Consider the following 24,583-nt stretch of genomic DNA (forward strand, 5'->3'; position numbering starts at 1 on the left):
TGGTCATCTACAGTTCGAGATTCTGCCGGGCCGACTTGCTCAGTGTATTCGCGTAAAGATTTGCGTAGTCCCGCAGCGTCGTTTGCAGGGAGAAATTCTCAACGACATAGTCTCTGCCGGCCTTTGCGAGAGTGCTGCGAAGAGGTCGATCGCGCAGGAGCCGTAAGATTGACTGAGAGAGACCAGCATGATCTCCACTATCGACCAATAGACCTCGGATACCGTGTTTAATTATTTCTTGCGCGCCACCGCTCGCGGTTGCGACCATCGCGCGACCACATGCCATCGCCTCCAGAAACGACATCGGCAGCCCTTCAGAGCTGGAACTTGAAACGTAGATATCTAGGTTTTGATAGAAGTCTGCGTCCGTGTTTCTCAAGCCCAAAAAATGGAAGTGCTTCTCGAGCTTCAGCTCATTACGCAGGTCAAGTAACCTTCGCGCAAGCTGTCCGTCAGTGCTGCCCGCAACTGCAAAAATTGCTTGCGGGACTTCCCGGACGACAAGCGCTGCCGCACGCAATAAGACGTCGTAGGATTTTGGCGGGCGGATATTGCCGACCGCGCCAATCAGGAGAGCCCCATCAGTCAAAGCTAGTTCGGCGCGTAAACTGGTGGAGGCACCGTCCGTGAAACTGCTTGTGTCGACGCCATTATGAATAATTACGCTTGACTCCCTGCCTTTAACAAGTGGTTCCATAGCGTCGGCTGTGCTTCGTGACACAGCAACTAACCTCCCGCAAAAACGCGACAATAACCAGTGTTTTACTGCAGCCAATCGCCCCAGTTTGTCGAGATCCGTTGGTCCGTGCAGCGTCGCTACCACGGGGATGCCGAGAAATGCCCCGCACAGCGCGCCATAAACAGCAGACCCTGGCAAATGTGCGTGGATCAGGTGCGCACCATTCGATCTGGCAACTTTGGACAGTCGGCCCAAGTATCGAACATTGAAAGAACCGCTTGAGTTCAGAATAACGGGCTCAACGCCGACCTGACGCAGTCGGTCAGCCAGCCAGTCTTCGCGAGGGATTACGGCAACGCAACGGAAACCGAAATCAGGCATGCGAGCTGCGAGTTGCGCAAAAACTGTCTCTGCGCCACCGGGCCCGGCGGTGTCGATGACCAGGAGAACGGTCGGTTGATTGTCCACGGGCTATCGCAGCAGTGCGCGCAAGTAGTCGCGCGCCGCAAAAGCAGCTGGCCTGGGATCCGAAAGACGCAGCAATTCGTAGCGCAGCCCGGGACGCCAAGGCATGAGGAACCGACCCAAAGTGGTCAACTTTTTCTTGATGCTGGCGTCGGCGTCTCGAAACGTCAGGTACAGGTGATCGAGATCCCCGAGCCACCAACGCAAATACCTGCCAATTGAATAACAATGCGGAAAAGAAACTGGCTGGCCGACAGCAAGCTGATACATATACCAGGGAAACTCCACGCCGCAGTCAATTGCAAGTTGCAGCGACCCCCAAAGCCTGGCGTTGATTTCCATCAACCAGTACTCGCCAGATTGGTCCCGTTTGAATTCTACCATCGCAACCCCGTGCCACTGCATGCCGCCAAGAAGGCGTTCAACGCGCGAACGAAGCTCACTCGGAACCGGAACACTACGGCTAAGCACGCTCACGCCTCCGGATGGGGGTTTTTCCCGTAGGCGTTCATGCGCGAAGAACCCCAGTGCTTGCCCATGGTCGTACAGAGCAAATACGCCGCATCCTTGCCCGACGACCAACTCCTGTACCAGAACCTCGTCGTTCTCGTCCAACAGAGTCGACTTGGCCGTAGTCTGCAACGTCTCGGCATCACGACAATAACTGACGGACCGGCGGAAAATTTGGCCACCGGATGCCTGTGCCGAACGTCGGGGTTTGACGACCACGGGGAAACTCAAACCTCCTTCGTCACATGCGGTCAGATTGCGCATGCTGACAACAAACGTCTGGGGTGAACCGATCCCTGCGCCTCGGGCCGCTTCAGCCGTGTAGTACTTGTCCACTGCGTGCAAATATTGTGCGCGTCCGGGCAGTGCTGAGCGCAGACGGGTGCCGCTATCGATCATGTCAACGACGAGTGGAACGGTGACATCGGTCATAGGGAAAACGACGAAATGCGGAGCATTGGCGGCCAGGTCGGCCAACCATGCCCGGAAACCGGCAGGATCGCTCGATGGGTCGGGGTAGCTCAGCCGAAAAGTGCAAAAGCGTGAACTGGCTGAAAGGCTCGAGGCCGTTGTGTCGGCGACTGCCACCCGCAACCCGCGACCACCCAGGCACCGAACCGTCGCGAGAGCGCTACGTTGCTGGCCATCAAGTACCAGTGCGTCGCACTGCGCGATAGGGTTTTCTGCCACTGGTCGCCGGTCGTGATACTCTGCCATGATCTAATTTAGACTTCGCAAGGGTTTATAAGGCAGAACAGACGGCAATGGACGAAGCAGAAGCGCCTGAAATTCTATTCGAACCATGGCTCCGTCATGCGCAGTATCAGCACCCCATCGGCGGTTTCTGTCTCCTTATTGCGACAGCGGTCTCATTTTCGGTCCTGACGAACGCATGAGTTTACGAGCTCGCGCGGCCAGCGCGATGGAACGCAGTCTGCTCGCGCTCGGCCTCTTGACGTCGGGCAGTGATGTTCCCGCGAACCAACGCGATCGTCTGGTATTTGTTTGCACGGGCAACATTTGCCGCAGTCCCTATGCGTCCGCCATTGCGCAACGAGCTGGCATCAATGCCGTCTCCTGCGGCATTGCTACGACACCCGGTCTTCCGGCTGATCCTATGGCAATCGATGCGGCAAGACGCCGCGGCATTGACCTGGCCACCCATCGCACGTCAGCCTTTGCCGCCAGCGCCCTTCGTGCTACGGATTGGGTAATACCAATTGAAATGCGACATGCGTTGCATGTTCGCGGCGCAGCGCGTCAAGCTGGATGTGCTGTTACCATCCTTTCTGCTCTCCATGCCGGCCAATTTTCGGTTGTGAGCGACCCATATGGCACCAATGCGGCTGAGTTCGATCGGGTATATCATTTGATCGACACTTTATGTGCCCGCCTGTTTTCGATTTGCCGCGGCTAATACCTTGAATCCGGAGTTGTAATTTGGCCGGTCTGAACGACGACACGCAGCACCGAGTTGCGATCGTCGTTTCGTATTACATTCTTCCGGCGCCGGCAGTTGGTGCATTGCGCCCCTCCAACACTATCGATGCGCTCGTGGCAAATGGCTGGACAGTTGTAGTGCTGACGCGGCATGCACCCTCCGTAGTGGACTACTGGCGAAATCGCCACGGTGATCGAGTTGATGTGGTGACCGTTCGCGAACTGCCCAAGGTTCTGGATGCGCTTGCCCGATTTAGGAATCGGCTGGTCGAGCGCAGTGTTCCGGCGGCTGCCGTTCAGGATCCAACGGTCGCCGATGCGCCTACGCAAAAGAGCTGGTTGTGGCGCCGCGCTCATTCGATCATGTGGATCATAGATACGACCAAAGCATGGGCCTTCGCGGTTTTGTGGCGGATGATTTTCCACCCCCAGGCGCGCCGCGCGCAGGTGATCATCTGCTCCAATCCGCCGGTAGCGCAGCAGTTGGCAGCCGCGACCATGAGTCGAATCTTCAGAATTCCGTACATCATGGACATGCGCGACCCATGGCTCGGCAACTTCGGTTACATGGAAGGAATCCGCTCCCGATTGACGGATATCGTCGACACCGCCGCCCAGAAATGGTGCGCGAATACCAGTTTCGCGGTCACGACCGCCTCGCCGGGTATTGCGCGCGGAATGATCGCCGACGCGCATCTGCCCGAGAGCAAGGTACACGTCATTTACAATGGCTATTCCGGTCAGGCGGCAAAGGTATCGGGTTCCATGGTCGGCCGGCTGGACATGCTCTACGCCGGTACGATCTACCTCAACCGCAATCCGTTCCCGCTTCTCGAGACGGTCGACGAACTGCTCGCGGCAGGTCAACTTGATCCTTCGCTTGTCTCCATAACATTCGTGGGAGATTGTCACGCCTATCAAGGCGTCTCCCTGGCTGACTGGGCGAGGCCGCGAGCCATTCGCGACGTGCTCCATATTCGCGATACGGTTCCGCGCGTTGAACTCGAGTCGATGCTTGCCGCGGCCAACATCATGATCGTGCTGGCGCAAAAGCAGCTCGGGCAGATTCCAGCCAAGTGCTATGATTTCATGCGCCTGGGCAAGGAATCGTTGGTCGTCACGGAAAGTGACGGCGACACAGCGCGCATCGCGCGCGAGTCGCGTGCGGCAGTGGTGGTCGATCCGGATTCGCGGCCGGCCATGCGCGCGGCAATACTCGACATGTATCGCCGCTATGCAATCGACAAGACCGGCTTCGATTTTGATCCCGCCGCAGTCGCCCGGTTTGCCTCCAGTGCACAAATTGCCAGATTCCTGGAATTGATCGAAACGAGGCTCCGAGGCGCCGCACTGCAGGCCGACCCGCGATAGTGTGACGCTCGTCACAACGCACGCCGCAGCAAACGCCGCGATTGCGGCTTACCGACACGGACAGCGATGAGCCGAATCAGGTAGCATTTCACCCCAGGGTTGCCGGTCGGATTCGGGCGAACAAAAACAACGGATTAGCGAAGGGAATGAGCGGAATTTCGGACGAGCTGGACGAGGTGGCCGGAGGCACGGATATTGCCGTCGTCGGCATGGCCTGCCGCCTGCCAGGCGCGCAGACCCCGTCCGAATTCTGGGAGCTTCTGGCGGCCGGGCGTGAAGCGAGCACCCGGCTCGGCGACGATGACTTGCGTGCAGCCGGCGTGCCCGATGTGCTCCTGCGCGATCCCAATTACGTCAAGGCCGGAATGTTCCTTGCGCACATGGAGCAGTTCGATCCCGGCTTCTTCGGCTTCAGTCCGCTCGATGGCCGCATTCTCGATCCGCAGCATCGACATTTCCTCGAATGCACCTGGGAGGCGCTCGAGAACGCCGGCTACGACCCGACGCGGACCGATGCCTCGATCGGCGTGTTCGCTGGTTCCGGCCACAACGCCTATCTGCCCTACAACCTGCTCACGAATCCTCAGCTGGTCGCCGAAGTCGGTTTCTTCCTGCTGCGCCACACCGGCAACGACAAGGATTTTCTCGCGACCCGCGCGTCCTACTGCTTCGACCTCAAGGGCCCCAGCGTCAATGTGCAGACGGCCTGTTCGACTTCGCTCGTCGCCATTCACTACGCATCGCAGAGCCTCATCAACGGCGAGTGCGACATGGCACTTGCCGGCGGTGTCACCATCGAGATGCCGCACCATCAAGGCTATCTGTACAAAGAGCAGGAGATCCTCTCGCGCGACGGTCATTGTCGTCCGTTCGATGCGAGCGCCGGCGGCACGCTCTTTGGTAGCGGTGTCGGCGTGGTGCTGTTGCGCCGGCTCGGCGATGCGATCGCGGCGGGCGATCACATCCACGCGGTGATCAAGGCCTCGGCGATCAACAACGACGGTGCGAACAAAGTCAGTTACCTTGCGCCGAGCGTGGATGGGCAGGCGGCTGCCATACACGAGGCGCTGGCAATCGGCGACATCGACCCCCGGTCGGTGACCTACATCGAAGCGCACGGCACCGGCACGCAACTTGGCGACCCGATCGAAGTCGCCGCGCTCACTCAGGCTTACGGCGCCGACAATGCAGCCCGGCAGTACTGCGGACTCGGATCGGTGAAATCGAACATCGGCCACCTTGACACGGCGGCGGGTATCGCGAGCCTCATCAAAGTCATCCTCGCGATGCAGCACCGCCAGTTGCCGGCCACGTTGCATTACACGGCGCCTAATCCGGCGATCGATTTCTCCGCGAGTCCTTTCTACGTCAATGACAGACTGCGCGACTGGGCCGCACCGGCGCCGCTGCGCGCGGGGGTGAGCTCCCTGGGAGTGGGCGGAACCAATGCCCATCTGATCATCGAGGAAGCACCGCAGTTGGCGCAGAGCGAAGCGCCGCAACGCAGCTTGCAGCTCATCATGTTGTCCGCGCGCTCCGATCAATCGTTGCTGCGCAGCCGCGATCGCCTTGCGCAATTCCTTGAAAACGAGCCGACGGATTCAGCGGCCCGTTTCGCGGACCTTGCCTATACGCTTGCCGTGGGCCGTCGTGGCTTTCGCAAGCGGGGGTTCGCGGTCGTCGCCGATGCCGCGGAGGCCATGGCGGTCCTCAATGGCAGTTCGCGTGACCAGTGGCGACAGGCCGACGCACCGGCTGGCAGTCGCGAGGCCGCCTTCATGTTCGCTGGCGGTGGCGCACAATATCCGAACATGGGCCGCGGCCTGTACGAATCAGAACCGGTCTATCGTGCCGCCATCGACGAGTGTCTGCGCCTGCTCCGTTCGGTCATCGACTACGACCTGAAGACCTTGCTCTATCCCGAGGCCGCGGACCTCGAACGGGCCGCAGTGGAGCTCGAGCGTCCCAGCCGCACATTGCCGGCGCTATTCGTCACGCAATACGCCCAGGCGCGGTTGTGGGAGTCCTGGGGCGTGCGCCCGGCTGCCCTCATCGGCCACAGCATGGGTGAGAACACGGCGGCCTGTATCGCGGGCGTGCTGTCGTTGCGCGACGCTCTCGGACTCGTCGCCTTGCGCGGCAAGCTGTTCGAGACGGTCGGCGAAGGCTCGATGCTGAGTGTCGATCTCGACGAAAAGGAACTACTGCCGCTGCTTGGCACGGAACTTAGCCTTGCGGCGATCAACGCCCCCGGACTCGCGGTCGCCTCCGGTCCCAAGCCGGCGCTGCGAGCCCTGGAGCGTACGCTCGCGGAGCGGGAGATCGGGTGCAAGCCCATTCGCATCGACGTCGCGGCCCACTCGAGCATGCTCGACGCAATCCTCAAGCCTTTCGGCGATTATCTGCGCTCGATCTCATTGCAGGCGCCACAGATACCCTTTGTATCCAATCTCACCGGCGACTGGATCAAGTCGGGAGAAGCGACCAATCCGGAGTACTGGGTGCGGCACCTGCGCCAGACAGTGCGCTTCGCCGAAGGTGTGGGGCGACTGCTCGAGTCGGGCAAATACGCGCTCATCGAGGTTGGACCAGGGCGAACGCTGTCGAGCCTCGCGGGATTGCATGCTGCGCGCAAACCCGACCAGGCGATCGTAACCTCACTCCGCCATCCCGATGACGCAACGCCCGATCCGGTGCACATGCTCTCGACGCTCGGGAGTCTGTGGCAAGCGGGTGTCGAAATCGACTGGTCCGTTTTCCATGGCGACGGGACTCGGCGTCGCGTGCCTTTGCCCACCTACGCCTTCGACCACATGCGCTGCTGGGTCGATCCCGGTACGCGGATGCTGAGCGCCGCGCCGCTTGGCAAGGATGATGCGGAACGCGGCGCCGGCATGGTCGACTGGCTCTATCAGCCGACCTGGCAACGCGCAGCACCATTGGCGGCTCCTGAATTGCGCGGCACCCGCGTGCTGCTGCTTGCGGGTGAGCATGCATTGGCTGGCCAGTTGATACAGGCCCTGCAAAGCGCCGGCGCGGATCTGAAGATCGTGCGCCAGGGCGCGCGTGCCGAGCTCGATCCCGGCGCGGCGCTGACGATCCGCCCCGGTCAGGCGGACGACTTCGTCCGGCTCGTCGCTGCCTTGCAGGCGAGCGACTGGGTGCCGGGCTGCATCATCCACACGCTTGCCCTCGATGTCGAGGCCGGCGCCGACGCGGCGCTCGATCCCGTACAGCGAGCGCGCAGTTTCGACAGCCTGTTCCATCTGGGTCAGGCGGCCGCCAACGAAGACTGGCAGGCACTGCGCTGGTTGGTGGTCACGTCGCAGGCCATCGAAGTGGCGGGCGAGCGCGCCATGCGACCCCTCGCGGCGCTTGCCCAGGGTCCTGTGCGCGTCATGCCGCATGAATTCCCGGGCTGGAATTGCCGCCTGGTCGATATCGATGACAGCACTTCGGCCGGGACCATCCTGGCGGAACTCAGCGACGCGTCGTCGACGCCCCTGATCGCCATCCGCGGTCGCGGCAGGCACCTGCAGCGCTTCCTGCGACGAGCCGACAGCTCGGCCGACGCCGTGGCCGCCCTGGCGCCGCGCGCGGGCGCTGCCTATCTGATCACCGGCGGTACCGGCGGCCTCGGGCTGGTGGCCGCGCGCGCCATGGCGCAGCGTGAGCGGGTCAAGCTGGTGCTCCTGGCACGCAGGCCATTGCCGGCACGCGATTACTGGGACCAACTCATCACGGAACAGGCACCGGAGGCGGACACCCTGGCGGCGATCAAGGCCATCGAGACGACCGGATCGGAAGTCATTCTGGAGACCGGTGACGTTGCCGACCGTGCCGCGATGAACGCGCTGGCGGCGCGCCTTGCCGGGCGCGGTGCTGCAGTCCGCGGCGTCATCCACACCGCGGGTGTGGTCGAAGATGCGCTCCTGATGACCAAGGACTTCGACCAGGCCGAGCGCGTATTGGCGGCCAAGGTCGCCGGCACGGTGGTGCTGGATCAGGTGTTTGCGGGCGCGACGCTCGATTTTTTCATCCTCTACTCCTCGACCAGCGCGTTCGCGGGACTGCCGGGCCAGATCGACTATGCCGCCGCAAACGCGTTCCTCGACAGCTACGCGCACGCGCGCACGGCCGAAGGCGGGAATTTTGTCGCCATCAACTGGCCGGCCTGGCGCGATGTCGGCATGGCGGCGGCAATTGCAACGGGCGCCAAGGCGCGGCGACTTCCGGCCGGGCGACCGGTTTCGCATCCGCTCATCGATCGCTGCATCGAGGACTCACCCGGCCGTGCGGTCTACGCAACACTTTTCGACGTGCCTGGTTTCTGGTTGCTGAACGAGCATCGCATCAAGGACGGACCGGCGTTGATTCCAGGCGCAGGCTTTCTCGAGCTGGCGCGGGCCGCATTTGCCGACCGATTCGCCGATGCAACCGCATTCACCATCGACGAAGCGGAGTTCGAGCTGCCGTTCATCGTGGGCGATGCCGAGCATAAATTGCTACGCGTTGCATTGAATGGCGAGCGCGACAACGTGGAGTTTACGCTGCTGAGCGAAAGCTTCGGCGATGCGGTCGAGCATGTGCGCGGCCGGATCCGTTCGAGCGAGCCATTGCGCGCAACGCTTGATATCGCCGCGGTGCGCGCACGTTGCCAATCGGGAGAGCAACGTTTTGATGACGCGGACCACCATCCCTACCTCGACTTCGGGCCGCGCTGGGCGTCGCTGCGGCGCGTGCTGATCGGCGAGCAGGAAGCGTTGGTCGAGATCGAACTCGATCAAGAACATCAGGGCGAGCTGGGACAATTCATCCTGCACCCGGCATTGCTCGATATGGCGACTGCGGGAGCCCAGGTCGTCATCGACAACTATTCGCCGCAGGAAGAATTCTACGTACCCATCGGCTACCACGAGTTGCGCAGCAATGGCGCATTTGCGCGGCGCTCATTCAGTCACGTGCGATTCCGGCCCGCGGATGCCAGCGGGCGAAGTCACGAGGTGGCGACACTCGATATCGATGTTGCCAACGAGAGCGGCGAGATTTTTCTTCAGGTGCGCGGTTTTGCGCTGCGCCGACTGGCGGACACGCATGCGCTCAAGCAGGCCGCCGGCGAAAATGCACCCAGCGAGCATCCCTCGCTCGCGCGTACGCTCGAGCTGGGCGTTGCGCCGGATGACGGTGCCGATGCCCTGATGCATGTCATGGCGCACCGCCTCGGGCCGCAGACCGTGGTCAGCCCGTATCGGCTGGATTACCTGCGAGGCGAACTGCTGCGCATGGCCATTCCCGAGCGCCCGAGCGAGAAGTCGCAGCACGATGCCGACGCCGATCCGTCGATTGCGCAGATCGAGGCAACGCTCGGCGAATGTCCAGCCGTGGCCGAAGTCATCGTGCGCGCCTTCAAGGACGCCTCGGAGGAGACACGCTACGTCGCCTTCTTCGTGCCCGATCACGAGCACTTCGTAACGCTTGCCGAAGTGCGCCGTTTCGCGCGCCAGCACCTTGCGGCCGAATTGACGCCGCAGCAGCTGGTCGAGCTCGACGAATTTCCGTCCGGCGCCGCGGGCGTCGATCGCAAGGCGCTGCGTGATCCGCTGGCGCCGGAAGACAATTTCAGCGCGCCCCGTACTACCACGGAAAAGGCGCTGGCCCGAATCTGGCAGGAGGCGCTCGGCGTCGAGCGGGTCGGCCTGGGCGACAATTTCTTCGACCTGGGCGGCCACTCGCTCCTGTCCACGCGCGTCGTCATGCAGATCTACAAGAAGCTCGGCGTCCGGCTCGACCAGGCAACCATGGTCTTGAATACGCTGGAGCAAATCTCCCGCGATGTGGATCAGCGCGTTTCGGTCACGCAGACGGCTGCCGCGAACGAGGCGGAGGCAGCTCCCGCGCCGCAGCGCGACAAGGGCCTGCTGCGCTCGCTGTTCGGCAAGAAGGCGGGCTAGGCCATGGTGCCGCTGTTCTTTGGCGACAAGGATGCGCCGCTCTATGGCGTCTATCAGCCGCCCAAAGGTGAGTCGCGCAATGCCGGCGTCGTGTTGTGCTATCCATTCGGACAGGAGTACATGCGCGCACACCGCGCGTTCCGGCAGTTGGCGCTGCTCCTCACCCGCAAGGGTTTCCATGTGCTGCGATTCGACTATCGCGGCACCGGTGATTCGAGCGGCGAGCTTGAATCGAGCCGTATCGAACAGTGGCTCGATGACATCGGTCACGCCGTCCAGGAGTTGCGCGATACCGCCGACCTCAAATCGGTCAATGTCGTTGGTCTTCGCCTCGGTGCGCTGGTTGCGGCAGCGGCGTGCGCCAAACGCGATGACATCGACAGGCTCATACTATGGGATCCGGTCCTGACCGGCTCCGCCTACGAGAATGAGCTGCTGGCTGAAATCCGCAACGAGCGGCCTGGCCACGACGATGTGCCCTCCGGCAATGCGGTAGATACGGACGGACGGCTGCACTACAACGGATTTACCATGGCGCCGGCATTTCTCGATGGCATGCGTCGCCTCGATCTGCAGAGGCTTGAATTCCCCGAAGGACTGCAGATTCTGCAGATCGTCTCCCATGAAACCGAGGATTTCGCGGCGCTGCGCGATAGGCTGCGCCCGAGAGCGGGTTTTCGTTATCAGTTCACACCCGCGCCGCACGACTGGAACTATGTCGACAATTTCGGCGGAATCCTGCTGCCGCAACCGGTGATTCAGGCTATCGTCAACAGACTCGACGCCGAGGTTCAGGCATGAAAGAGCGCACAATCCGGGTCGGCAAGCCAACGCCACTGATCGGCGTCGCCAGCGAACCCGATGCATTTTCCGCCGACCGTCCTGCGGTTCTGGTACTCAATTCCGGTGTCATGCACCACGTCGGTTCATGCCGCCTGTCTGTCAAGATCGCCCGTGCTGCCGCCGCGCGTGGCTTGCTCGCGGTTCGTTTCGATTACTCCGGAATAGGCGACAGTGAACCGCGCCGTGGCGCCGATTCATTCGAAGAAACCGCCACGCGCGAAGGCATCGAGATGATGGACTACCTCGAGCGCACTCGCGGCGTGAAGCAATTCATCCTCTATGGCCTGTGTTCGGGCGCGGACATGGCCTACCTGACCGCGCTCGCCGATGCCCGAGTGGTTGGATTCGCGCAGATAGACGCATTTTGCTACATCACCTGGCGCTACCAGCTCAACCACTACGTACCCAAGCTGCTCGATGGCAAGCGCTGGGCCGGCTTCCTGCGCCGCAAGCTATCGGGCGGCGGCAGGGATGAGCGGGCGCCAAACGAAATCGCTGGTATCGAGGAGGAATATTTCGAGGTACCGACCTACACGCGGGTGTTTCCGCCGCGCGAACAGGTGGCAGATGGACTACGCAAACTCACCGATCGCGGCGTGGCGATGTACGTCAATTTCACCGGCGGTGAACCTGCCTACAACTACGAGAGCCAGTACCGCGACAGTTTTCGGGACGTGAATTTTCGCGACCTGCTGACGCTCGATTACTACCCGCTTACGAACCACATCATCACGCAACCGCAATATCAAACCGCGGTCGTCGAGCGCATCGCCGAGTGGATGCGCGAACTCGGCGAGCGGCGGGCGGCTGGCATGATGCGCGAGGTCGCATGAGGACGGCGAGCCCATGAGTCCTGGCACTCGCGCCGCAAGACCGTTCAGCGCCGTCGTTCTCGGCGAGCAGTCGCTGCTCATCCAGTGTTGCGAGCTGCTACTGGCGCGCGGTCATGCCATACGCGCGGTCGTCGCCCGCAATCGACGCATCGTCGAATGGTGCCGCGATCATTCCATCAGCTGCTCGGCGGATTTCGAAACGCTCGAACGCGACGTGCCGCAGGGTTCGGTCGATTACCTTTTCAGCATAACGAACCTTCGCATGTTGCCGGAACGCCTGCTCGGCCTGCCGGCGCGCATGGCGATCAATTTCCATGACGGACCCTTGCCGCGCTATGCGGGCCTGAATGCACCGGTCTGGGCGATCGCCAATGGCGAGGCCGAGCACGGTATCACCTGGCACGTCATGCAAAAAGGCGCAGACACCGGCGATATCCTGGTCTCGCGGCGATTCGCCATTCCGCCGGACGCAACCGTGTTCGCGCTCAATGCCGAGTGCTACCAGGCCGGACTCGATGGTTTCACCGAGCTCGTCGATCACATCGAACGCGATGCGCTGGCGCCGCGCCGCCAGGACACCGCCGACCGCAGCTACTTTGGCCTCAGCAAGCGGCCGCGAGCGGCCGGGCTGCTCGATTTCTCGCGCTCAGCAGCCGACCTCGCGCGTCTCGTCAGGGCGCTCGACTTCGGCCCCTATCCCAATCCGGTGCTGCTGCCGAAGTTGGCTCTCGACGCCGAGATCCTGCTTGTGCGCGAAGCGCAGGCCGTGTCCGCCGCAGGTGGTGCTGAAGCCGGCACGATTGAGGCCGCGGACAGCGGCGGCATTACGGTGCGATGCGCCGAAGGCGCGCTCCACATTCGCCGGCTGTCCGATCTGAAAGGCGCGGATGTTGCGCTCGCGACGGCAATCAGCCGCCACCAGCTCGCGGCCGGTACGAGACTGCCTGCTCTCGAGCGGTCACAAGCCGATCAGATCGATGCCGAAATCGCCCACATCGTGCGGCATGAGCCGTATTGGCAGCAGGTATTGCAGCGCATCGAACCGAACGAGCTGCCTTTTGCCGAGCGCACGAGCGAGACAGGGGCGACGGCGACCCGGGAGCTGCCGGACCTCGGACTCGACAATACGTCCGTGGCGGCGGCCTGCATTGCGCTCGTGGCGCGCCTGTCCGGCAGGACGGAATTTGGCGTGGGCGTCGTGACCGCCGCGCTCATGGACAAGCCCGAATGGCTGCGCCGATTTCTCGTGCCGATTTTGCCCATGCCGGTCGATGTCAGCATGCATGATGGTTTTTCGCGGTTCCTCGGGAAATGCGCATCGTCACTGGCCGACTTGGAGCAGCGCGGCGCCTACCAGTGCGACCTGATCGCGCGCGAGCCCGAGCTGCGCGGTGCTGCAGACCCGCACGACCTGCCGTTACGCGTACTGCGACCAGAGGCGGCGGGGCAGGTTCCGTCGCAATTCCTGCAAGGCGCTGCACTGGCCATCATCGCACCTCTCGATGGCTCGCGGCCGAGCCTGGTCTACTCCCGCGCGCATTTCACCGATGCGGCCCTGGGGGACTTTCTCGATTGCCTCGCGGTCTTCGCCAGGGCGGTAGCGGCCAACCCGGACGGTTCGATCGGGCTCCTGCCGGTTCTCGCCCGCGACACAGAGTCGCGTCTCGAGGGATTCGAGCGTGGCGAGCTGCGCAAGACCGACGACCTTGGCCTTTGCGTGCATCAGCTCATCGAGGCGCAGACGGCGCGCACGCCGCAACGCATTGCCTGTATTTTCGAAGGCGAGCAGCTGAGTTACGCCGAGCTCAACGCTGCGGCGAATCGTCTCGCGCGGCTGCTGACTGCGCGCGGCGTAAAGCGCGGCGATCTGGTTGGCGTCATGGTCGAGCGCTCCATCGAGATGATGATCTCGCTCCTTGCGACCCACAAGGCGGGCGCTGCCTACGTGCCGCTCGATCCGGTCTACCCGGCCGATCGCATCGAGTACATGATCGAGGACGCAAAGCTCGCCACAGTCATCACGCAGCGCGCATTCGCCTCTCGCGTGGAACCCGATCGCGCAGTGGTGCTCGAGGATCTCGTCACCCGGCTCGCCGGCGAATCGCCTGACAATCCCGGGATCGACGTACGGAACACCGATCTCGCCTATGTGATCTACACCTCTGGCTCGACCGGCAAGCCCAAGGGCGTGATGGTCGAGCACCGCAATGTCGCCAATTTCATGATCGGCATGGATGCCAGGCTCGATGCCGAGCCGGGCGTCTGGCTAGCTGTCACCAGTATTTCCTTCGACATCTCCGTGCTCGAGTTGTTCTGGACGCTTGCGCGCGGCTTCACGGTGGTCATCTACGCCGATGCGGTGCGCCAGAAGGCCGTCAAGGCACCGCAGCGCGTCACCCGCTCGGGCGCCAAGGGGCTCGATTTCAGTTTCTTCTACTGGAACGTTGCCAAGGATGAAAGCGACTACGACGAGGAGAAATACCGCCTGCTCATCGAAGGCGCAAAGTACGCCGATGCGAACGGCTTCAGCGCGGTGTGGAACCCCGAGCGGCACTTCGAAGCCTTTGGCGGGTTATTTCCAAACCCGTCGGTAACGACGGCGGCGCTGGCGATGATCACGCGCCATGTTGCTTTGCGGGCCGGCAGCTGCGTGGTACCGCTGCATAGCGCCATCCGCATCGCCGAGGAGTGGGCCGTTGTCGACAACCTCTCGAACGGCCGCGTTGGTCTGTCGATCGCCGCGGGTTGGGCACCGCCCGATTTCGCCATCAGGCCGGAGAACTTCGCCAACGCCAAGCAGGTCATGTTCGAGACCACGGAGGTCGTCAAGCGGCTGTGGCGCGGCGAGCGCGTGTCCTTCCCGGGACCCAAAGGCGAGGTCATGGTGCGCACGCTGCCGCGACCTGTGCAGCGGGACCTGCCGATCTGGATGACGACTGCCGGCAACGTCGAAAGCTTTGTGCAGGCGGGCCAGAAGGGCTACAACCTCCTCACCCACCTGCTCGGCCAGACCGTGGAAGAGGTCGCCGAGAAGGTCCGTGCGTATCGCAAGGCCTGGCACGAGGCGGGCCACAAGGGCAAGGGCCAGGTGACGCTGATGTTGCACACCCTGGTCGGCCCGGACGCCGAGGATGTCGAGCGGGCGGTGCGCCAGCCGCTCAAGGATTACCTCAAGAGCGCGATGTTCCTGGTCAAGGCGGCCGCGTGGCAGTTCCCGACCTTCAAGCAGATGTCGCAGGAGCAGGGGCGGACGCTCGATGAATTCTTCGCCAATATTTCCGACGAAGACCTGGATGGCCTGCTGGAATTTGCTTTCCAGCGATACTTTCACACCAGTGGATTGTTCGGTACACCCGCGACCTGCCTCGCGATGGTGGACAAGGTGCGTAGTGCCGACATCGACGAAATCGCCTGCCTGATCGACTTCGGTATTCCAACGCAGACAGTGCTCGATCACCTCCCTTACCTCAACGAATTGCGCGCTTCGGCGCAAAGTGGCGATACCCTTCGGCCGGCCGAGGACTATTCCCTGCCGGCATTGCTACGCGATCATCAAGTCACGCATTTCCAATGCACACCGTCGATGGCGACCATGCTGGTCGGGGACCCGGACGCGGCATCAGGCCTGTCGGGCTTGCGTCAGATGATGGTAGGCGGCGAGGCGTTTCCACCCGAGCTCGCGCGCAATCTCGCGAAGCTCGTGGGCGGACGGGTCACCAACATGTACGGCCCTACGGAAACCACCATCTGGTCCGCGGTAGGTGACGTAGCGGCAGCGAATGGGCGGGCGCCGACATCCCCGGTATCGATTGGCCGGCCACTGCCGAACCAGAGCGTGTACGTGCTCGATGCGCGCCAGCAGCGCATGCCGATTGGCCTCGTCGGCGAACTGGTCATCGGAGGCGAGGGCGTCGTGCGTGGCTACTGGCAGCGCAGCGAGCTCACGGACGAGCGCTTCCTCGCCGACCCGTATGCGCCCGGCACATCGCCACGCATGTACCGCACCGGCGATCTGGCCCGCTATCTGCCCGACGGGCGCATCGAGTGCCTGGGGCGGCTGGATCATCAGATCAAGATTCGCGGCTACCGGGTGGAACTTGGCGAAATCGAAGCGCTGCTGCGAGCTGTGGACTCCGTACAGGAAGCTGCGGTCATATTGCGTGAAGATCAACCCGGCGACCAGCGGCTCGTCGCCTACGTGCGCCCGGCGTCCGGACACGAATTCAAACCCGAGGACCTCAAATCCAGCCTGCGTCGCCAGCTGCCGGAATTCATGGTGCCATCGCTCATGGTACGCGTCAGCGAATTGCCGCTGACACCGAACGGCAAGCTCGATCGCAAGGCGTTGCCGGCCCCCGCGCGGGCGGAGCGCGTGCCAAGCGAGACCATTGCACCGCCTGTGGGCGAGGCGGAGGCTACGATCACCGACATCTGGAAACGTGCGCTCGGCCTGTCGCAGGTCGGCACCAGGGAGAATTTCTTCGATATCGGCGGTCACTCGCTGCTCGTGGTACAGGTGCTGGCGGAACTGCGGCAGAAGTTCTCGCGACCCATCCAGATGACCGATCTGTTCAAGCACACGACCATCGAGGCGCTGGCCGGGTTCCTCGGCGGGGATGGCGCTTCGGCCAAGCCGATCGATCGCAGCAAGGCGCGAGCCGAAGCCCGGCGGGCGGCCTTGGGACGCCGCCGCCGCGGCTGATCCAGCCGGCGCGTGGCAGCAGGCGGCAACAGCATCGACATTTTTTACGCGCGGCTCGATGATCCGCGCCTGCAGGCGTTGGGCGATCTTTGCAACGACGACGAGCACGCACGCGCGTCGCGCTTTCGCTTCCCGCGCGATGCAAGGCGCTACCGGGTCGGTCGCGGCGCGTTGCGCGTGATCCTGGGTCGCGCGACGGATACGGATCCAGAGCGCGTTCGACTGCTGGCCGGAGCGAACCAACGGCCAGGGCTTGCGGATCTGCCGCGCTCGCGACTCGATTTCAATGTCAGCCATAGCGAGGAAATCCTGCTGATCGGTCTCTCGCATGGCATGCAACTCGGCGTGGACGTCGAGATATTGCGCAAGGTCGAAATGGCCCATGCCCTTGCGCGCGAACACTATTCGGCCTATGAGGCCCTGCAATTGCGCGAGGCGGCGACGCAGGAGCGTGACCGCGTGTTCCTCGGTGTCTGGGTGCGCAAGGAAGCTTGCGTCAAGGCGAGCGGTGTTGGCATCACGGCCGATCTGCGCAGCTTTACCGTCGGCTGCGGCCCGCAATCACTGCAGGTGGAGGTACCCATCGAGCGGGGCAGCAATGCGGTGGTTGCCATGCACGTGCAGTCCATTGCGCTCCCGGGGCCCTGTCTCGCTGCGTGTGCGAGTCTCGGAGCGGAATCGCCCCGCGAGCTGCGTGTCACGGAGTTTGCCGGCGCGTGCTAGGGAAGCTCTGCCCGGAATTCTGGTTCTAGATCAGGCGCTTGGCCTTGGCGAGCCGAAGAACGAGCTGCTCGTAGTTGCCGACCATGGATTTTTCGGTGAACTTCTCGTAGTACAGGGCCTGGGCGCTCGCGCCCATGCGGGCCGCCAGATCGCGGTCCGATGCCAGCCCAAGGATCTTCCCGGCGATGGCCTGCGGCGAACGCGGTGGCACCAGAAAGCCTGTGCTGCCGTCCCGAATGACTTCCGGTACGCCGCCAACGCTCGCGCCCACGATGGGCTTGCCGTAGGCCATGACCTCGAGGAGCCCAAGCGGCATGCCTTCCCAGATCGAGGAACTGACGAAGATATCCGACACCGCCAGGAAGCGCGGCACGTCCTTGCGATAACCGAAGAATTCGACGGCCGATTCGATGCCGAGCGCAGCCGCCTGCTGCTCGAGCTCCGGACGCAGTTCGCCATCGCCGACGATGAGGAATTTTGCGCGCGGGTATTGCGCGAGGACGGCTGGCATCGCGTCGACGAAATAGTGCGTGCCTTTCTGTTCGGTCAGCCGCGACACACTGATGGCGATGGGCCAGTTGTCGGCGAGCCCCAGCGTCGCCTTGAGCTCCGCCACGTCGAATGGCTCGGGCCGCATGTCGACGCCATTGGCGATGACATCGATCTTGCGCGGTGAGATGTGCTCGAACTCGATCAGATCGTTGCGCGAATGCTGCGACACTGCGACGACGCGGTCGACCAGATGGGAGACGAGCCTTTCGGCGATCATGTAGCGCTGGTGGTCCGGGAAGGCGCGCGAATGGTCGGTGTGGATGCGGATCGGCGTGCGCGCGAGGCTGGCTGCGATCGCACCTTCGACGAACGGGTGGGTGTTGTGCGTGTGGATCGCATCGATGCGCTCGCGCTTCAGGAGCTTGGCGAGTGCCATGATCGATTTACGGGTCCGGCCACGCGCATCCTCGGGGATCACGTGCACCGGTATGCCGGCCGCTTCGAGTTCCGGTGTAAAGAACCCCTTGCGCAGCAGACAGCAGACCGAGGGCTCGAAGCGGTTGGTGTCGATGCGTCGTGCCAGGCAGGACACGATGCGCTCGAGTCCGCCCACATTCAGTGAGCGCGTGACCTGCATGATGCGAATCTTGCGCGGTTCGTTCAATTATTCTCTCGCACAATCCCGCCGGTTGCGCGCTGCAACCGGCCCGGCCTCAGCCAGCGCGTGCCCGATGCGCTGATGCTGCCGGGAAAAACCTGGCCGTTTGCTCCGCGCGCAGGCGATCGCACAACCTGCCATCCGGGAGCTCGACGTCGGCGTAGGTGATCGGGCTGTCCTTGGTAATGTCGCGAAGGAGCCTGCAACCCACGGATTGCGCCATCGGCAGATAGTCCTCGCGCACACAGAGATCGGCTCGCTCGATGAGTCCGTACGCAGCAAAGCCGCCCATTCCATCCAGCATTTCCCCGGCGCGAAGATCCTTCTTGGCGGTCGCAACGGTATCACAGACAGGCGCTCCGCGCGGCGTGAGGGTCGGATCGTTGAACAACGCGGCGCGCGCGACGGAATGGGGCAGTTGCAGATGCGGCAGGTGATAGGGCGTGTAGAACATATAAAGAGGACCGGCGCCAAACTTGAAGTATTGCATGTACTCCTGTTTCACCTTGTCGTCGTTGTAGCCGATGACGAACGCGCCGGTGTGCGGTTCCGCGCCCAACACGAAGTCGACGATACCGCCGTTGCGAAAGTCCTCGGGCGAGAAGTGTTGCAGGAGATCCTTGACATGTGCGCACTCGTGTCCGTGCATGCCGCGGATGGCGGGAACGAAGCCGGTGGCGTTGCCCATCAGTGCCGATTCGAGCGCGAGCTTGGAGCCGTCGGCGAACGAGGCGACCATGGCCGGTTTCTGGCCGTGCTTTGCAGCGAATTCGCGTTGCGTGTCGGGGTTGCGGTAGCGATTGAGGAAGCCCTTGATCTGTCCCATGCAGACGGGTTTGTAGCCGATGCTGTCGACGAACCGGAAGAGGTTCATGGCAACGCCGGGTTCATCGCCATCCGTATAGGTATAGACGACACCGGCACTGTCGGCATGTGCCTTGAGGATGGGGCCGACGGTCGCGTCCACCTCGGCGTTCATGAGCACCACGTGCTTGCCATTCTGGATGGCCGCCGAGGCGACCTGGGCGCCCACTTCCACATCGCCCGTCGAGTCGATGACGACGTCGACCTGGCCGGCCCGGCAAATGGCCAGGTAGTCATCGGTCACGAGCGGCTGGCCGCGTTCGATTGCCTTGTCGATTGCCTCGGGCGAGCTGCCGACGACCGCCGCCTTGATGCCGGTCTGCGAATACGCGCTGAGCGCCTGCTCGACGGTACGGTTGGCAATGGCGACCAGGCGCATGCCCGTGGTGACGGTGAGGAACTGCCGGGCGATGCCCCGTGCCATGTAGCCGGCGCCGACCATGGCAACGCGGATCGGCCGACCCTCGGCTTCCCGGCGCTTCAGAACGGTGTCGATGATGATCATGGTGCCGCTAGCTCCCGTTCGTAATCAGGCCAGCCACGATCCGCCGCGGAGACGATCTCGACCGGTCGCGGCCATTGTATGGCGAACGCCGGGTCGTCGTAGCGAACGCCGTAGGCAGAATGGCGCTCGAAGCGGTGGCTGGTGAGATATGTAAAGGCGCTATCGTCGCACAAGCTGAGCGCCCCGTGCGCGCAACCCTCTGGAATGTACAAGGCACGGCCATTGTCAGCCGTCAGCTCGATGCCGAACCACTGACAGTGGGTCGGCGAGTCGCGCCGAAGATCCAGGGCAACGTCGTAGATCGCGCCGCGAGTGCAGTTGACGATCTTGACCTCCGCATGGGGCGCACGTTGCAGGTGCATCCCGCGCAAGGTGCCCGACCGCGGGTTGTGGGCTGTATTGATCTGCACGATTTGCGCCGTCAGGCCGCCACGCGCGAGTTCGTCGCTGCACCACTGCCGGGCGAAGTAGCCGCGCTCGTCGCGTAGGGGTTCGAGTTCGAGGACATGCACGCCGGGAATTGGCGTGGCGTGCAGCTTCATGCCTGCGCGGGATGCGTCTTCCAGAGCATCCACGGACACTCGCCGCGCGCTTCCATGCGATCGTAGGCGACTTTGTCCTTGAAAGTGTCCATGGGTTGCCAGAAGCCGTCATGGTGCCAGGTAATCAGTTTGCGCTCCGAGATGAGGCGCTGGAACGGCTCCTCGACCAGTTCTTCGCCTTCGTGCAGGTAGTCGAAAATCGACTGGCGAAGGATGAAATAACCGCCGTTGAGATAGGAGCCATTGCCCTGCATCGGGCGAATGTTCCTGACGTGGCCGTCATTCGTCGCATCGACCAGGTGAAAGGTCTGTTGCGGTTGTACCGAGGCGAAACTGGCGACCGCATCCTTGCCACCGAAGTCGGCGATCATCTTGTCGAGAGCGATGTCGCCGAGTCCATCGGAATAGTTGGCGAGGAACGCCGGCTCATCGCGCAGATAGCTGCGCACGCGCAGCAACCTCTGGCCGATGTTCGAGTGCATGCCCGTATCGACGAAGGTGATGCGCCAGTCGTGGATATCACTCGAGTGCAATTGCAGGCGTCGACCGCCTTCGGACATGGTGAAGTCGTTGGATACGTACTCGGAATACTGCAGGAAATACTCGCGAATCAGATCGCCGCGATAGCCGAGGCAGAGGATGAAGTCCTTGTGGCCGAAATGCGCGTAATAGCGCATCAGGTGCCAGATGATCGGGCGCGTGCCGATCGGCACCAGGGGCTTCGGTATCGTATCCGAGTGCTCGCGCAATCGGGTTCCGAGGCCGCCGCAGAAGAGTACGACTTTCATGCCCTCAAGCCTAACGCCCCACGCCCAAATAGTGGGAAAAATCCGCCGGATCGAGATTGCGCCGGCCATCGACGACGATTGGATCGCGTCCAATCTCGCGCAATAGCTGCGGCAAAACCGTGAACTCGTCCCACTTCGTAACCTGGATCAGGACATCCGCCTCGCGTATCGCCTCGATGAGCGACGAGGCGACCGTTACGCCGGTCATTGCAGGATGCCCTTCGGCGCGCGCCACGGGATCGTAGGCCGTGATGCGCGCCTTGCGCTCGCGCAGGATGCGAATGATTGGAAACGCAGGTGACTCGCGCAGGTCGTCGGTGTCCGGTTTGAAGGCAAGGCCCAGCACCGTGACTGCGCGACCGGCGAGATCCGGGACTGCACGATCCAGCAGCTTGATGAGTTCCGCAGGCTGGGACGCATTGATCGACAGCACGCTCGTGAGCATGGGCATTTCGAGGCCGAGGTGGCGGCCCTGTGCCGCCAGCGCGGTGACGTCCTTCGGCAGGCAGCTGCCGCCGAAACCGCATCCGGCTTCGAGAAATCCCGTAATGGCTGCGCGGTTGACGCCGCCGTCCGCTCGCCGTTGCGTGAAATAGGCGGCTGCATGCACGCCGCGCATGACCTCCGCCACGTCGATGTCGCCGATGGCGCTGCAGAGGCGGCCGATCTCGTTCGAGAACGAGATCATTGTCGCGAGCACGGAGTTCGATGCGTACTTGATCATCTCGGCGGTACGGCAATTGGTATGGATGCGCGGCACGAAAGCGGGGTAGGGCGTGTAGACCGCCGCAATGCTCTGGCGCGAACGTCCATCGAGTCCGCCAACGACGATACGGTCAGGGTCCGTGAAATCGGCGATGGCCTGTCCTTCGGTAAGGAATTCCGGATTCATGCCCAGGCCGAAGTCGTGCCCGGCCTGCCGGCCGCTGCCGGCCTCCAGCGCCGCGCGCACCGGCCCGTCGGTGGTGCCGGGAATGACGGTGCTCTTGACGACGACGCAGTGATAATCCGCTTTGCGCCGCAACGCCGCGCCAATCTGCTGCGCCGCCGTGGTCACGTATTGCAGGTCGATGCGGCCGTCGCGTGCCGGCGTACCAACGGCGATGAAAGTGATATCCGAATTGAGTACCGCGGCCTCGAGATCGCCGGTTGCGCGCAGGGTCTTGCCAACGGTGCGCTGCAGCAGCTCGGGCAAGCCGACTTCATGGATCGGCGCCTGGCCTTTGTTGATGTGATCGACCTTGGCTGGATCGACGTCGACGCAGATGACCTCGTGGCCGCGGTCCGCGAGGCAGGCGCCCGTGACCAGGCCAACGTAACCCGTGCCTATGATGGAGATGCGCATCAGGCCTCGGCGGCCTCGCGGTTGTGCGAGTACCAGATGAGCGATCTGCGCACGCCTTCCTCGAGCGACACGCGCGGATCGAACCCAAGGTGCTCGCGCGCCTTGTCGATTTTCGGGCAGCGACGGTTGGGGTTGTCGATCAGGTAATCCGCCTGGCGCGCCTTGCCGAGTACCACCTTGCCGCGATAGCCGAACTGTTCCGATGCGCTCTGGCAGACGAGCCGCGCGACATCGGCCATCGAGATCTCCGGGCGATCGATGCCCACGTTATAGGGTTCGCCACGGTGTCCCTTGACGAGCACCTTGTAGTAGCCGGTGATGGCATCGGTGGCATAACAGAACGTTCGGGTCGGGCTGCCGTCGGAGAGCATGACGATGTCGCGGCCCGCTAGCACGTCGCGCGCGAAATCCGGCAGCACGCGCCCGTCGGTGATCTTGAGGCCTGGTCCGTAGTTGTTGAAAGGCCGCGCCATCTTCACCGGCACGTTGCGATGCTGTGCAAAGGCGACGCAGAGAGTCTCACCAAAACGCTTTGATTCATCGTAGCAGGCGCGCGGTCCGGTGCAGGAGACGAGACCGCGGTAGGTCTCGGGCGTCGGAATCGCATCCGCCGACGGATCACCATAGATCTCGCTCGAGGAGTAGAACAGCATGCCCTTGATCGGTTGGCCCGCGTCAGCCCGCGCAACTGCGTACTCGAGGAGGTTGCGAAGGCCGTTGATGTTGGCATCGATGCACTCGATGGGTGCCTTGCGATAGTAGATCGGCGAGGCGATCCCCGCGGCGTGGATGATCCAGTCGAAATGGCCCATGTCGGCGGGCAGGGGTTCGATCATGTTGTGGCGCACGAGCGTGAGCTGCGGATCGTCGCGCAGATGCTCGAGCCACTGCGGCACGCCACGAAAGTAGTTGTCGTAGACCGTGACCGAAATGGCCCGGTTCGCGGGTTGCCCGCGGTTGTGGTGCAACGCGGCCTGCACCAGGTAGTAGCCGAGAAAGCCGCCGCCGCCCGTGATCAGCAGCCGCGAGCCTGCGAGCTCGGCAAACTCATCCTGCAGATCGGCACAAATGCGATCGAGGTCCTCGCGCAGCAATTGCGCGAGCGAGGGCAGGGCGGTATGCGTCATTTTCGGTCCAACCAGCTGAATTTTACTATTTTCACCCCTTGGCTGGATCGGGGCGCGTGACTTGCATCACAGGCAGAGCTTGCGGGCGTAGAACCCTTCCGCAAACTTCTCCGGTGCATTGCATTCGAGTCCGCGAATGCGCGCGAGCCCGCGGAAAGTCTCGCTATCGAACCAGGGCTTGTGTGACTGGGTCGCGAATGCGGACATCAGGACCTCGACTTTGCGCTCGAGGTCCCGGCGGCTGATCGCGATATAGCAGTTGGGCTGTCCGAGATCGCCTTCGTACTTCGGGATCTCGTATTCAAGGATCTGTCGCGTGCGCCAGGTGTTCCAGGTCAGCTCTGCGAGCAGCGCGTGGTCCTGGTGGCGATCCTCGAGGCGATGGGTCAGGATGAGATCGGGCGCCGGAACCGCGCTCTTGAGCGCTTCCATGGCATCCTTGATGACCGCGTACTGCGCAGGAAAGTAACTGCCACGAAATTGGTGCATCTGCATCGACACCCGCGCGACACCCACCAGCGCCGCCGCCGCCGCGCGCGCCTCGGCTGCACGCGTTTCATCGCCGGAGAAGACTGCAAACGTGAAGCGGCACGCCGGCGATTCCCTCGCCAGTCGCAAAAGCGTTGCGCCGCAGCCGATTTCGATGTCGTCGCAATGCGCACCGATACAAAGCACCTGGGATGGATTGCCAAATCGCGCGATCATGGCGGGCCGCCGAATTCTAGTTCTGGCTTCGAGTCTGCCA

16 protein-coding genes are annotated in these 24,583 nt (G+C 62.9%); 7 read left to right on the forward strand and 9 right to left on the reverse strand.

Annotated features, from left to right (window positions below; translation table 11 throughout):
- Nucleotides 1-7 precede the first annotated feature (7 nt).
- Nucleotides 8-1,147 (reverse strand): glycosyltransferase family 4 protein, encoded by a 1,140-nt coding sequence (locus R3E77_06270; GenBank protein ID MEZ5499016.1) that lies wholly within the window; start codon nt 1,145-1,147, stop codon nt 8-10.
- A gap of 3 nt (nt 1,148-1,150) precedes the next feature.
- Nucleotides 1,151-2,131: an ATP-grasp domain-containing protein gene (locus R3E77_06275; protein MEZ5499017.1), complete on the reverse strand. Its 981-nt coding sequence runs from the start codon at nt 2,129-2,131 to the stop codon at nt 1,151-1,153.
- A 445-nt stretch (nt 2,132-2,576) separates the two neighbouring features.
- Here R3E77_06275 and R3E77_06280 point away from each other — a divergent pair, with 445 nt between their 5' ends.
- From R3E77_06280 to R3E77_06310, 7 genes are all read left to right on the forward strand, one after another.
- Nucleotides 2,577-3,071, forward strand: coding sequence for a hypothetical protein (locus tag R3E77_06280; GenBank protein ID MEZ5499018.1), 495 nt, complete (start codon nt 2,577-2,579; stop codon nt 3,069-3,071).
- Between the two features lie 23 nt (nt 3,072-3,094).
- On the forward strand, nt 3,095-4,465 hold the full coding sequence (locus R3E77_06285; protein ID MEZ5499019.1) for a hypothetical protein: 1,371 nt from the start codon (nt 3,095-3,097) through the stop codon (nt 4,463-4,465).
- A 146-nt stretch (nt 4,466-4,611) separates the two neighbouring features.
- Nucleotides 4,612-10,416 carry a beta-ketoacyl synthase N-terminal-like domain-containing protein gene (locus R3E77_06290; GenBank protein ID MEZ5499020.1) on the forward strand — a complete coding sequence of 1,935 codons (5,805 nt, stop codon included), beginning with the start codon at nt 4,612-4,614 and terminating at the stop codon, nt 10,414-10,416.
- 3 nt (nt 10,417-10,419) lie between these two features.
- Entirely contained in the window at nt 10,420-11,217 is a 798-nt protein-coding gene (locus R3E77_06295) for an alpha/beta fold hydrolase (protein ID MEZ5499021.1), read from the forward strand.
- A complete protein-coding gene (locus tag R3E77_06300; GenBank protein MEZ5499022.1) occupies nt 11,214-12,092 on the forward strand; it encodes a hypothetical protein in 879 nt (292 codons plus the stop codon). Before R3E77_06295 ends, R3E77_06300 begins: the two co-directional genes overlap by 4 nt.
- Nucleotides 12,093-12,105: 13 nt before the next feature.
- Nucleotides 12,106-16,794 (forward strand): LLM class flavin-dependent oxidoreductase, encoded by a 4,689-nt coding sequence (locus R3E77_06305; protein ID MEZ5499023.1) that lies wholly within the window; start codon nt 12,106-12,108, stop codon nt 16,792-16,794.
- Between the two features lie 12 nt (nt 16,795-16,806).
- Nucleotides 16,807-17,517 carry a 4'-phosphopantetheinyl transferase superfamily protein gene (locus R3E77_06310; protein MEZ5499024.1) on the forward strand — a complete coding sequence of 237 codons (711 nt, stop codon included), beginning with the start codon at nt 16,807-16,809 and terminating at the stop codon, nt 17,515-17,517.
- Between the two features lie 25 nt (nt 17,518-17,542).
- Here R3E77_06310 and R3E77_06315 read toward each other — a convergent pair whose 3' ends face one another.
- The 7 genes from R3E77_06315 to R3E77_06345 form a co-directional block, all read right to left on the reverse strand.
- Complete coding sequence (locus R3E77_06315) at nt 17,543-18,673, reverse strand: glycosyltransferase (GenBank protein ID MEZ5499025.1); 1,131 nt, start codon at nt 18,671-18,673, stop codon at nt 17,543-17,545.
- A gap of 49 nt (nt 18,674-18,722) precedes the next feature.
- Nucleotides 18,723-20,036, reverse strand: a complete 1,314-nt coding sequence (locus R3E77_06320) for an SAF domain-containing protein (GenBank protein ID MEZ5499026.1) — start codon at nt 20,034-20,036, stop codon at nt 18,723-18,725.
- Nucleotides 20,033-20,578: a dTDP-4-dehydrorhamnose 3,5-epimerase family protein gene (locus R3E77_06325; GenBank protein MEZ5499027.1), complete on the reverse strand. Its 546-nt coding sequence runs from the start codon at nt 20,576-20,578 to the stop codon at nt 20,033-20,035. Before R3E77_06325 ends, R3E77_06320 begins: the two co-directional genes overlap by 4 nt.
- Nucleotides 20,575-21,366 carry a sugar phosphate nucleotidyltransferase gene (locus R3E77_06330; protein ID MEZ5499028.1) on the reverse strand — a complete coding sequence of 264 codons (792 nt, stop codon included), beginning with the start codon at nt 21,364-21,366 and terminating at the stop codon, nt 20,575-20,577. Before R3E77_06330 ends, R3E77_06325 begins: the two co-directional genes overlap by 4 nt.
- Nucleotides 21,367-21,376: 10 nt before the next feature.
- Nucleotides 21,377-22,711, reverse strand: coding sequence for a UDP-glucose/GDP-mannose dehydrogenase family protein (locus R3E77_06335; protein ID MEZ5499029.1), 1,335 nt, complete (start codon nt 22,709-22,711; stop codon nt 21,377-21,379).
- Nucleotides 22,711-23,838 carry an NAD-dependent epimerase/dehydratase family protein gene (locus tag R3E77_06340; protein ID MEZ5499030.1) on the reverse strand — a complete coding sequence of 376 codons (1,128 nt, stop codon included), beginning with the start codon at nt 23,836-23,838 and terminating at the stop codon, nt 22,711-22,713. Before R3E77_06340 ends, R3E77_06335 begins: the two co-directional genes overlap by 1 nt.
- 66 nt (nt 23,839-23,904) lie before the next feature.
- Nucleotides 23,905-24,543: a PIG-L deacetylase family protein gene (locus tag R3E77_06345; protein MEZ5499031.1), complete on the reverse strand. Its 639-nt coding sequence runs from the start codon at nt 24,541-24,543 to the stop codon at nt 23,905-23,907.
- Between the last annotated feature and the right edge of the window lie 40 nt (nt 24,544-24,583).

It is taken from the genome of Steroidobacteraceae bacterium (assembly GCA_041395505.1).
Lineage (GTDB): Bacteria > Pseudomonadota > Gammaproteobacteria > Steroidobacterales > Steroidobacteraceae > JAWLAG01.

Coding starts and splice junctions, on each gene's coding strand:
- R3E77_06290 (MEZ5499020.1), top strand. CDS start 4,612: ATGAGCGGAATTTCGGACGAGCTGGACGAGGTGGCCGGAGGCACGGAT.
- R3E77_06280 (MEZ5499018.1), top strand. CDS start 2,577: ATGGAACGCAGTCTGCTCGCGCTCGGCCTCTTGACGTCGGGCAGTGAT.
- R3E77_06305 (MEZ5499023.1), top strand. CDS start 12,106: ATGAGTCCTGGCACTCGCGCCGCAAGACCGTTCAGCGCCGTCGTTCTC.
- R3E77_06320 (MEZ5499026.1), bottom strand. CDS start 20,036: ATGATCATCATCGACACCGTTCTGAAGCGCCGGGAAGCCGAGGGTCGG.
- R3E77_06335 (MEZ5499029.1), bottom strand. CDS start 22,711: ATGCGCATCTCCATCATAGGCACGGGTTACGTTGGCCTGGTCACGGGC.
- R3E77_06325 (MEZ5499027.1), bottom strand. CDS start 20,578: ATGAAGCTGCACGCCACGCCAATTCCCGGCGTGCATGTCCTCGAACTC.
- R3E77_06340 (MEZ5499030.1), bottom strand. CDS start 23,838: ATGACGCATACCGCCCTGCCCTCGCTCGCGCAATTGCTGCGCGAGGAC.
- R3E77_06330 (MEZ5499028.1), bottom strand. CDS start 21,366: ATGAAAGTCGTACTCTTCTGCGGCGGCCTCGGAACCCGATTGCGCGAG.
- R3E77_06300 (MEZ5499022.1), top strand. CDS start 11,214: ATGAAAGAGCGCACAATCCGGGTCGGCAAGCCAACGCCACTGATCGGC.
- R3E77_06345 (MEZ5499031.1), bottom strand. CDS start 24,543: ATGATCGCGCGATTTGGCAATCCATCCCAGGTGCTTTGTATCGGTGCG.
- R3E77_06295 (MEZ5499021.1), top strand. CDS start 10,420: ATGGTGCCGCTGTTCTTTGGCGACAAGGATGCGCCGCTCTATGGCGTC.